Here is a 10,965-nt window from a genome sequence, read left to right on the forward strand (position 1 = left end):
AGGTGGGGATTCCCATCATCGCTGACGGGGGTTCTTGGCTCGTCGAGCAACCTTACTTTTTTGGGTTTCCCCATCCAAGCAGAGGGTCATCTCATCCCCAGGCGTTACTTTCCGAGTGCCCCTCGGTAGTTGTGCCAGACCTTGTAATGCCTTCATCAAAATGTTGATGGCGGCGTTGATATCTCGGTCATCTAAGTAACCGCAATGCGGACATTTATGAGTGCGAGTGGACAAGGCTTTCTTCACTTCCTGTCCACAATTGGAGCAGTCCTGAGATGTGTAGTGAGGCGCAACAGCAATCACTGGTACATCAAATACCTTGCCAAAATACTCTAACCACTGCCTAAACAACGTCCAGCTAGCGTCAGATATTGACTTGGCTAAATGATGGTTTTTGACCATGTTCCGCTTTCCTCAAAAATCTGGGATTCTCTACTTTATTGCCATCAGAGTCAGTGTAGAAATGATTTAAACCAACATCTATTCAGGGAACTTGCACCACAATTATTATTGCTCACCGACTGAGTACGGTACGCGATGCCGATAAAATTGTGGTACTGGATCAAGGTAAGATTGTAGAAATCGGGAGTCATGATGAACTGTTGCGTCATGAAGGGATTTATTGGCGGTTACACTCGCTGCAAGAAACAGGTGGGTTATACTAAATCCGAGTTAACTGTCCCCTTTTTGCTATAGCAGTAGACACATCAATTAGGACAAACGAACTGTTGTAGAGACGTTGCATGCAACGTCTCTACCAAATGATGTATCCTAACCGCTACGGCGTTATTATTAAATTTTTCGTTTAGGAATCGCATATCTGATGCCACCTTTTTTACCGATAACATCTCCTTGGTAACGCGGGATAACATGAATACTCGTGTGCATCATCTTTTGTCCCGCCTCTCGATTCACATTGAATCCCACATTAAACCCATCCGGATGAAATTGATCCATTAAAAACCCTTGGACTTGGTTGACCATGAACCAGCAAGCGGATTGTTCTTTAAAGTCCAAATCAAAATAATTGGCAACATGACGTTTAGGAATCACCAGAACATGACCTTTACTGGCTGGATACCCATCAAACATAGCATAAGCTGTGGCTGACTCGGTTAGGACTCGCAGACTTCGGCGAGGGTTACAAAAGATACATTTATTGGACGAATGCCGTTGATAGTTATAATGAACGTATTCGTAAATTTCGCAATATTCGTCTAGGTGAATGGATTGGAATGGGAGTTTGACAACGCACTGATACGTCGGTTTCTTATGAATATAATGTTCTCGAAATCCTTCTTTTTTCAGATCTCGCCTCACCGCATAATAGGCTTTTCCACCGGGTTTTAATAAATGTGAAACATTCATCAGAACAGTTGCTTGTTCTTCAGCAAAGAGAACATTTAACACATAAAAGCAGAGGATAGTATCAAATTTAACAGTGGGATATTCGGGGAAATAGTAAGGGTCATATCCGGTAATATCAAAGCCTTTTTGCCGCAGACGTTTGACATCATTACCCAAACCACAACCAAAGTCTAAAATTTTGCCGTGAAGCCGATTTTGTTCGAGGAGAATCTGTCCGGGAAAGGAGAGATAAACTCTGTCTTTGGCGGTGAGATGACTGAATTTATTGGCTTGCTTTTTCATCGGACAGGAATAGAGTTTGTAGTAAGCGCTTTAGCGCTTCTGGCACTAAAGTGCCTACTACGAACTTTTCTTGAAAGATTTGAGTCACTTTATCCGAGGTGACATTATCATACCGTTTGAAGCGACTGGAAAACAGATAAATGGTGATACCATTCGCATCTAACTGTTCGCATTTTCGGGCGACAGCTAAGGTAGATTCCTGAACCGTTTCCCAACGGGTTTTTCCACCAGGTTGGTCCGGTGTGGACATGCTGCCGCTTTTGTCGATAATTAAGGTGTAGTCTCGATCTGGCATAACAAACATCTCTGATTCTTCATCAAGGGAACAGACTGTAGGGTGGGCATCGCCCACCAGTCTTACGTCAGTTCCATCGGTTTTAGGGGTTAAGGTTATAAAACCCACCCCGCTTAACGTTTAATCCTGAATCGCGTTCAACAAGATTTCAGGTAACGTCATATCTGCCATATCATCCAGGGTAACGGTGTCAACGATATCAAATTTGGCACCCGCCCCTTGCAACTCATCATCGAGAATCTTGAGAAATCGCGTGGCTGTGGGATCGTTACCCACTTGAATCAGGGAAATTGCCAATTCTTCATCTTTGTCCATGTGGCGTGATGCTTCCACAATGACTCGCATCACGGCTTTGCGATCATCCGGTTCCCCATCGGTGATCACTAAAATGGTTTCGCCTTGGGGTTTGGTTTGTCCAGCGGATTTGCGCTGAAAGTAGCTATTGAGTGCATCCTGAAGTACACTGGCTAAGTCAGTCCGCCCCATGGGATCATTTTCTAAGAAGATTTGTCCCACTTTGTCTGAGGTAACGCTATCGTAGCGTTTAAAGCGACTGGAAAAGAGGTAAACGGTGATACCATCGGGGTCAAACTGTTCACATTTTCGGGCGAGGGCGAGGGTTGATTCTTGGGCGGTATACCAACGGGTTTGTCCACCAGGTTGGTCAGGTGTTGACATACTGCCACTTTTATCGATGATTAGAGTATAGTCGCGGTTTTCCATAATTGAATCTGCCATAAGCTTTGTTATTGGTCATTTGTCATTTGTCATTTGTCCTTTGTCCTTTGTCCTTTGTCGTTGATGCAACCCACTAAAGACTTGAGACAAAGGAGTGTGGGTCAGTTCGGAGGCGCGATCGCAAAACTATTGTTATTCAATAGCGTACCGTCTTTTGCGTTTAAACCGTGGAGGTTTACTTGTCTTCTTACATGCTCGCCTCCAAGCCTCAACCAATTGCCTGAGCGCATACTGAGGAGCGCATTTACTCACCTGGTAGTACCAGGGGCAGATGGGCTTCACCATCGCAACCAACCATTTATGGAGGTCAATACCAGTGGGAAACTTAATCTTGTCGGATGGGTTATCGTGATTGTGGTCTAATATCTGCTTAGTTAATCCCAGTCCCCAATTCCAGGCGTGACGGGCTGTACCCGCGTGTTTGGCTAACAGTGTCCTCTGCAAGTTATTCAGCCTTAGCTCTGTTTTGAATCCTAATAACATTGACACCCATTCAATGTGACACTGTTATTATACAACCATAAGTTTTTGTCTGAAGAAAAAATAAATCTGAGGTAGTTTTCCGGAAATATCTAGAAATTACCTGTGAATCAAATTCTAATCATCAACCCTCGATAGGATCATGGTTTTGCGAGTCATCGAGGGTCTGGAATTTGGCTGAATGATCAAAGCGGCTGAATCCCTGATCGGATAAGGGTTTGCCCCCCTCCGGCTCGAATAAGCGTCTCGCAAAATCTGTAATGCTTGCTGGGTAAGGCTTTGAGAGAATGTTGGATTGTTGTTTTTTGGTGGATATGCTGTATAATTGGATGTCAGAGGCAGTTAACTCGCAAGTCGTGGTTAGAGTGACCTCTGGGAGCGGGTTCTGAGGATCGGCGTTCCAATGACATTAGATCTCCAAAGGAGATTGAAACTATATTGCGATAAGCCAATATATCTTCCGACAAAGTTCCAATGACATTAGATCTCCAAAGGAGATTGAAACAGCGATCGCGATCGCCCTCCAGGGAAAATCGGCTCGTTCCAATGACATTAGATCTCCAAAGGAGATTGAAACCAAACGGTTAAAGGATGCAAAACACTCAAAAGCTTGTTCCAATGACATTAGATCTCCAAAGGAGATTGAAACACGTAGAGCCTCCCCCTGGTGCGTTGGTGAAAAGCTAGTTCCAATGACATTAGATCTCCAAAGGAGATTGAAACGCTAGAAGAAGTTGAGACCCCAAGGATTAAAGCTTGTTCCAATGACATTAGATCTCCAAAGGAGATTGAAACGAGAGATACTCTGACTCTAGGGGGGTTTACTTTGTGTTCCAATGACATTAGATCTCCAAAGGAGATTGAAACAGGACTTGGACTATCTCATTATCCGGACTCATTCCGGTTCCAATGACATTAGATCTCCAAAGGAGATTGAAACACTTTGGCAAGCCAACGCCAGAGGAACAGGCTAGTATAATAGGTTCCAATGACATTAGATCTCCAAAGGAGATTGAAACTGCGGGAAGGAAGCCAGCCACAGGACGAGCAAGCATCTTGTTCCAATGACATTAGATCTCCAAAGGAGATTGAAACGGGGGATGGCTTGGGATGGTTGCGCTAAGACCATGCGTGTCCAATGACATTAGATCTCCAAAGGAGATTGAAACGACTGGGTGCTGTTTGGTCAAGGTAACGCTGCGGTGTTCCAATGACATTAGATCTCCAAAGGAGATTGAAACGGCTAAAAATGCCAGAATAACAGCGGTAATCAGGCTAATGTTCCAATGACATTAGATCTCCAAAGGAGATTGAAACAACGGGGAACAATTCCGTCCAGCCTGGAATGGCAGGTTCCAATGACATTAGATCTCCAAAGGAGATTGAAACATGGACTTTCGCCCGTAAGTCGTCGGGTAGGTCATGTTCCAATGACATTAGATCTCCAAAGGAGATTGAAACCACGGGGAACAGTTGACGCCCCGTGACTATATCCCCGTTCCAATGACATTAGATCTCCAAAGGAGATTGAAACGAGTATCTCCCTTTCCTTCTCTTCTTTGAGGTAGCGCTTGTCCGTTCCAATGACATTAGATCTCCAAAGGAGATTGAAACAAGATCATGTACAATTGTCACTTCAACTAGATGGGTTCCAATGACATTAGATCTCCAAAGGAGATTGAAACGAAGAATTAAAAGAGGCGATCGCATCTCATTTGTCCCCAGAGTTCCAAATACATTAGATCTCCAAAGGAGATTGAAACTTAACGAGACTGAATCAGTCGAGGCAAGTTCGGTTCCAAATACATTAGACAACGTTTTAGACTATAAACCAGTCCGCGCAGGCGGACTTTGTGTGTGTAGCAGCGATTTTAATCGCCTCCTCAAAAGAGGATACTGTCATCGGATTTGGGTTCTGTAGTCAAATCCACTACAGCCCCATTGATTTAATCAAGGAGTAGACTATTACTGCTGAATCTGAACCGATGACAGACTTCTCCTCGATTCTCCAAGACTTCGTTCCCGCCATTGCGCCGAAACTGCGAACCGGGTTGCAATTCCATCGCACTCTCGCCAAAGGGGGAACCAAACCCGATGGTACGCCATTCATCAATTCGCGCACCGGGGAACCTTATCTCATCACCACGCAGCTAACCCATGTCTTAGTCGGGTTGAGTGCGTTATCCCGACTCCTTACCTATCTGCATCACCATCATCTCCTCTCACAACCCGTCACCGCTTCCCAGTTTCGCCGGGTTTGTGCGCTATTTAGTTTACATGATTTGCATAAAGATGAGCAGATAGTACGGGAAGTGAGTCGTGCTGATACCTCGATTCAACCCGCACAAATGCTGGCAATTGCTAATCGGGTGGGGTTAACGGATTGGTTGGGTGCGGATGATTTGAATGGTTATGAATATCGCGAAGCTATGGTACATTTGAGTGACTCTACTCATGGCGATAGGAAGCATTGTCGGGGGGAGATTGATTATGAGCGACTGTATGAATTAGTCCGGTTGGCGGATACCATGGCATCGGTTCAAAGTCTGGAGGAAGGAACGAGGGGGTTAAAGAATCGCTTGAAAGACTTGGCGCGGCGGTTAAAACATCTCCAGTTTTATTACCACAAAATTACTGATTATCGTGGCTTGACAACAAATCTTTACCATCAGGCGATCGCACAGACATTACAAACTCAGTATAATCTCTATCCGCTCTTATTTTTTGCCAATGGGACGCTGTATTTGAGTCAGGGTGAACTTCAGGACTTTAATCGAGATGAGTTGCTCAATTCTGTGGTTCAATCCTTTAACCATTCCTTGCAACAGTTAGGCGAAAAACCGGGAAATCAACCGGAGTATAATCGCAAAACTCAGCGATTTGAGAACTATGTTTTTACCTTTTGGACAGCCGCCCAGGTGTTAGAGTTTCTTAAATCTAATTCTCAGGGGAAAGTTAAACCCGGTTGGTTTCAGGAAATCCTGCACAAACGGTTTAATTCCTACTTTAAAGACGCCTTTGGGGATCAGGAGAAATTTCAGGAACTCTTTCACATTGAACCAACGCGCGATCGCGACCCGAATTTTGCTGAAAAATGGGCAGCGGTGAACCGTTATTTGGGCGGTGTTTTGAACCTATTGCGGGATGTTTATTTATCCCCGGATGAGAGTTGGGTAAAGGTGATTTCCTGGCTGAGTCAGCAGTTACAACTGTCTCCCTCTTTACAAACCAGTTTAACCGAATCTGCCTCTAGTTTCAATCGGGCGGGAACACCGGAATTTAGCCAGATTATGGCATATCATTACTTGGCACAATTTAACCTGAATGGAGATTCAGCTTTAGTGACGCCCGTGGAGACAATTCTGGATACATTGCACCAACAATTATCCCCTCCGATTATTGCCCTAGATAGTCCCACCAAGCGGTTAAATTATGTGGAAGATGAATTAGCATTACAGGACGATACATTTAACTTTATTCACCAATCTTTAATTCTATCATGGTCTATAGACTCAGACAAGTTAATTGATGATCCCTTACCCCTCGTCACCGCCAAGAAAAAGACAGGTTCACCCAAAGCCATCTGTAGCCTGTGTAATCGAGTGATTCCCAAAGGGATGAAAGCCGCGACGATTAAAAAAGATATTTTAGAGGATTCTCTCAAAGAATTTTCCAATCGCTTAACGCCCAAACGTAATGTCACCTCTCGACTCTGGTGTCCCCAATGTTATTTGGAATGGACAGTTAGGAAACTCGCGGGATTAGGGTATGCGCCAGGGGCGGAGTCTAGTAAATCAGAACGGCTGTATTTTTTCATTCTCCCGAATCCCTTATTAACCCCAGAACTATTAGACGTACTGCGAGATAGACTGCAAATTCTGCAACGGGGAACCACGGTTAAAATTCGGCAGTATGGTAAGGGAACACCGAGTATTCCTAAAGTCTGGTTAACTGAACACAACTTAACCGATACAGGACAAGGAAAAGACTGGTTAGACACAACAGTAGAGGTATTAAGTGAAGAAGCCACACGCCAGACACAACGGATAGAAGAAAAAGGGAAACGGAATGCAGGCGATCGGATTATTAGTTTTGGTATATTTGATGATGAGGATGGCGATAATCTGGATTTAGACACCGACGATGACACTGATAATCCAGCCAAACTCCCCAGCAACTTTATCCTAGTTACCCTAGAAGCCTCGGCGTATAATAGTGGTGAATCAATTAAAGCCACCGAACTCTGGATGCGGGGACTTTTGACCGCCTTAGTCTTACAAGACTTATTAGGAATGCGGGTATATTTAACCGATAAACCCTACTTACCCGTCGCCTATTTAGACCAAGTAACCGAAGCCTTAGCCTTAGAGAGTGAACACCCCGCCTTGCGGTCAATTTTAACCGATAAGCGGGAGAATTCAAAGCCTCTCCAAATAAAAAAATATATTCCGCTTCCCTCTCCTTGTAGGAGAGGGCTAGGGAGAGGTTCGGAGAGAGGTTTGGAGAGAGGTTTTCCAGATTCCGTGAAAAGTAAGCAACCTATCCCTGCAACCCTATCCAATCAACTGAAGGTAAGAGGGATTCCAATTGATGAAATTTGGTATCGAGTTTGTGCATTGTGGGTAGTCAATGAAAGCCTGAGTGAGAAAGAGAGTACCATTGCTCAACGGTTAACCGAAGTGAATCGAAATGAACTAGCGGGGGCGCGATTTTTTGCCGATTATCATCGCCATAACACTCATAATGTTCCTGACGTATTTCGACAAGCTTGTCACATTTTACTAGAGTCCTTTGAAACTGTGGAGGGAAATACCAACAGAATGAGCTTAAAAAACTTAGCCGAAACCATTGCCAGTCAATCCCTGGAGTTATTTTTACCAAGAACCCCAAAAGATGGCAAGGGTAAGGCAAATCGGTATGAAACAATTTATCGAACCGCGATTACTGAACTCAAAAAAGTCTCGCGTCAGCCGGACTTAGAAACGGAAGAACTGATTGGACATATTGCCGGAACCTTAATTAAACGATTAGAACGACTGGATACCGGGATTTCCTTCCCCTTTATATTTAAAGATGAGGACAAAAATCAACGGGCGCGTCAATTTGCCCAAACCATTGTCGTGGACTTATTTGAACAACGGTGTCACCGCAGTTTTTCCCGGCTGAGTCGCTATGAAAATGACTTAGCCAATGGAGTATTTTTCTATGTGAGTGAACAACTTTCGGCAAAATGGGCGCAATGGAATCAACAGAAACAACAACGGAAGGTTAAATCAGATGTAGGGGCGACCCGCTGAATTCAATCAACAATTGGCAGCCGTTTAATCAACTCGGGTCGCCCGGAATTAGACAAAATCAGATGTAGGGGCGACCCGCTGAATTCAATCAACAATTGGCAGCCGTTTAATCAACTCGGGTCGCCCGGAAAATGGGGCAATCATTAATCAGGTTTCGACTGAACAGGATAAAAGGACGCAACCCATGTAAGTCAAGGACGCAACCCATGTAAGTCAAGGGCGCAACCCATGTAAGTCAAGGGCGCAAGCCATGTAAGTCAAGGGCGCAAGCCTTGCGCCCCTACCACTCCGACATAAAAAAAAATTATTCATTCGTGAGGACAATTACCCATGACTGTAACCAGCTTAGACAAGTATTCCCGCTACTTTCATCAATCCATCCCCCACTTCCGCCAAAACAAATACATCCAGATATTAGTTCTGCGAGAAACCAAATCCTACGCCATCTTCACCACCGAAGGTGACGCCCTAGATACCGAACAATTACAAGCCGGTTATTGGGGTAAAAATGCTCAAACCACCGTTGACCGCGTAGTGATGTTTAAACGTAAACAAATCGCCCCCGAACGGCGTACAGGCAAAGCCCTATTACGACAATTTGGCTTAGTCGGTGATAGCGAGAAATCTAAACAGCCCAAACCCTGTTATTTAATGGAAGGAATGTGTGGTGAATGTCCCGATTGTGTCCTCTATGGATTTGCCGCCGTTCAAGGCGAAGGGTCCCAAAAATCACGCCTCCTCACCGATTCCGCCTTTACCTTAAGGGGATATCCTCAACTCCAGAAACAAATTAAACTGAATGCAATTCAAGATAAAACCCAAGGCGGTGTGGCGGGTTCAGCGTTTGCGGAACGGGATACCTTAATTCCCCAGGTATTTCTCCCTTGTGTGGAAACCTTAGTTGATGTAACAACCGATGAATTCGTCTATGTTTTAGGCAATATTCTCCAGACAACCCGTTATGGTGCAGAAGCGAATCGGGAGGGGTATATTCGCAATCATATTCTGGGTATCAGTTTCGGGACGGTGGAAAAGTTATCAAATTTAGACTTAACCCAGCGACTCTATGATAAATTAGCGCCTCAAGGACAGATTGCCGATTCCCTAAATCTGTCTGATTTTATCAATTCCCAGGGAACAGAAAGGGCAATTCTGGATGTCTTTACCGAGGTTTTGGCAGAAATTCCGGGACATAGTGTGGCAATGTCAGGGGCGGAACTTAAGGAATTGCTGAATCAAGTCTATTCAATTTATAATCAACTCGATTCCTGTCAAGACTTCTTCACCCGTTTAGATGCAGCAGCAAGAACCTACTCAGGAGGGCGGAATTAAGTGGAAGTGTATCGCTATCGCCTCCAATTTGAGGATTATCTGTTCTATGCGACAACGGAACGGGGAAAAGTCTTTGAGACAGGGTGGTTTATCCATAATTATGCCCTAACCTATGCCTTGGGATTAGCGGTTTCCGAGTATCGCCAATCGTCGCAAAAACCCCTCTATCGGGAACAATTATCCCCGGTGAATCAAGCGGGACTTTATTTCACACCCGCCACAGTTTTACCCGTGACTCGGTATCGGATTACCCAGTTTAATACGATGGGGGAAACCTTTTATTTAGGGCGAGAAAAGTCATCCGGTTATCCTAGTTGGGGATATGCCAAACTATTTCGCCCCCGGTGTCAGGGAGGAGTTATCAAGAATCAGGGGAAAGCAATGTCCCAGGATAATGCGACAGGCTATTTAATTTGTCGAGATAGTTTAAGCCAGGGGGTAAACTATTTGCGGGATTACCATAAAAATGAGCAACTGAACCTCTTCCCCACCCAGTATCTGCGACTGGGGAAATTCACCGCCAAAGTCAAAATGAGCCTCACCTTAGCCCAATCCGTAACCATCGTACAGCAAACGCGATCGCTGACTGGACTGTTGAACTGGGCGGATTTAGCCAACAAACCCCAACGCTTTGACTTAATCGCCTCCGCCTTACCCACACGACTAATAGAAGCAGCATCTTTTACCCCAGCCTGTGCATTAATCCAAGCCGAATTTAGTCAGGAACCCACCCGCGTGTATTTACCAACCGATATGGCGTATTTCGGGGAACCGTAGGGGCGCACCGACGTGCGCCCTTTACCGATAGCATCTGGGCGGGTTTAATTCCATCTAGGTGAAACCGAAAGGATAATAGTAAAACCCGCCCCTACAGAATACCTCTACCTGAATCAGGGCGGGTTTAATTCCATCTAGGTGAAACCGAAAGGATAATAGTAAAACCCGCCCCTACAGAATACCTCTACCTGAATCTGGGCGGGTTTAATTCCATCCGGGTGCAACCGAAAGGATAATAGTAAAACCCGCCCCTACAGAATACCTCTACCTGAATCAGGGCGGGTTTAATTCCATCCGGGTGAAACCGAAAGGATAATAGTAAAACCCGCCCCTACAGAATACCTCTACCTGAATCAGGGCGGGTTTAATCACATCCGGGTGAAACCGAAAGGATAA

Annotated in this window: 5 protein-coding genes, 4 pseudogenes and 1 CRISPR repeat array; of the genes and pseudogenes, 4 read left to right on the forward strand and 5 right to left on the reverse strand. The window is 44.9% G+C overall.

Annotated features, from left to right (window positions below):
• Positions 1 to 15: 15 nt before the first annotated feature.
• Positions 16 to 484: pseudogene (locus RIB93_RS05735) on the reverse strand (RNA-guided endonuclease InsQ/TnpB family protein); the annotation flags it as partial.
• Here RIB93_RS05735 and RIB93_RS05740 point away from each other — a divergent pair.
• Positions 480 to 665, forward strand: a pseudogene (locus RIB93_RS05740) (hypothetical protein); the annotation flags it as partial. The pseudogenes RIB93_RS05735 and RIB93_RS05740 sit on opposite strands and share 5 nt — an antisense overlap.
• Before the next feature lie 127 nt (positions 666 to 792).
• Here the strand turns inward: RIB93_RS05740 and RIB93_RS05745 are convergent.
• From RIB93_RS05745 to RIB93_RS05760, 4 genes and pseudogenes are all read right to left on the reverse strand, one after another.
• Positions 793 to 1,650 (reverse strand): bifunctional class I SAM-dependent methyltransferase/HIT family protein, encoded by an 858-nt coding sequence (locus RIB93_RS05745; protein WP_446371134.1) that lies wholly within the window; start codon positions 1,648 to 1,650, stop codon positions 793 to 795.
• A 49-nt stretch (positions 1,651 to 1,699) separates the two neighbouring features.
• Positions 1,700 to 1,945, reverse strand: a pseudogene (locus RIB93_RS05750) (hypothetical protein); the annotation flags it as partial.
• Positions 1,946 to 2,065: 120 nt separating this feature from the next.
• Positions 2,066 to 2,671, reverse strand: a complete 606-nt coding sequence (locus tag RIB93_RS05755; RefSeq protein WP_446371148.1) for a vWA domain-containing protein — start codon at positions 2,669 to 2,671, stop codon at positions 2,066 to 2,068.
• A gap of 165 nt (positions 2,672 to 2,836) precedes the next feature.
• A pseudogene (locus tag RIB93_RS05760) lies at positions 2,837 to 3,166 on the reverse strand (helix-turn-helix domain-containing protein); the annotation flags it as partial.
• 394 nt (positions 3,167 to 3,560) lie between these two features.
• Positions 3,561 to 4,926: a CRISPR direct-repeat array (repeat unit 37 nt; unit sequence GTTCCAATGACATTAGATCTCCAAAGGAGATTGAAAC).
• 222 nt (positions 4,927 to 5,148) lie between these two features.
• Between RIB93_RS05760 and cas10d the strand changes: the two are divergent.
• The 3 genes from cas10d (at position 5,149) to cas5d (ending at position 10,569) form a co-directional block, all read left to right on the forward strand.
• On the forward strand, positions 5,149 to 8,460 hold the full coding sequence (cas10d, locus tag RIB93_RS05765) for a type I-D CRISPR-associated protein Cas10d/Csc3 (RefSeq protein WP_446371136.1): 3,312 nt from the start codon (positions 5,149 to 5,151) through the stop codon (positions 8,458 to 8,460).
• A gap of 330 nt (positions 8,461 to 8,790) precedes the next feature.
• The gene (gene cas7d / locus RIB93_RS05770; RefSeq protein ID WP_446371138.1) at positions 8,791 to 9,792 is read left to right on the forward strand and encodes a type I-D CRISPR-associated protein Cas7/Csc2; all 1,002 of its coding nucleotides are present in this window, start codon (positions 8,791 to 8,793) and stop codon (positions 9,790 to 9,792) included.
• The gene (cas5d, locus tag RIB93_RS05775; protein WP_446371140.1) at positions 9,793 to 10,569 is read left to right on the forward strand and encodes a type I-D CRISPR-associated protein Cas5/Csc1; all 777 of its coding nucleotides are present in this window, start codon (positions 9,793 to 9,795) and stop codon (positions 10,567 to 10,569) included. It abuts the gene before it with no gap.
• The last annotated feature ends 396 nt before the right edge of the window (positions 10,570 to 10,965 follow it).

The sequence above is a fragment of the Coleofasciculus sp. D1-CHI-01 genome, assembly GCF_040218875.1.
GTDB lineage: Bacteria > Cyanobacteriota > Cyanobacteriia > Cyanobacteriales > Coleofasciculaceae > Coleofasciculus.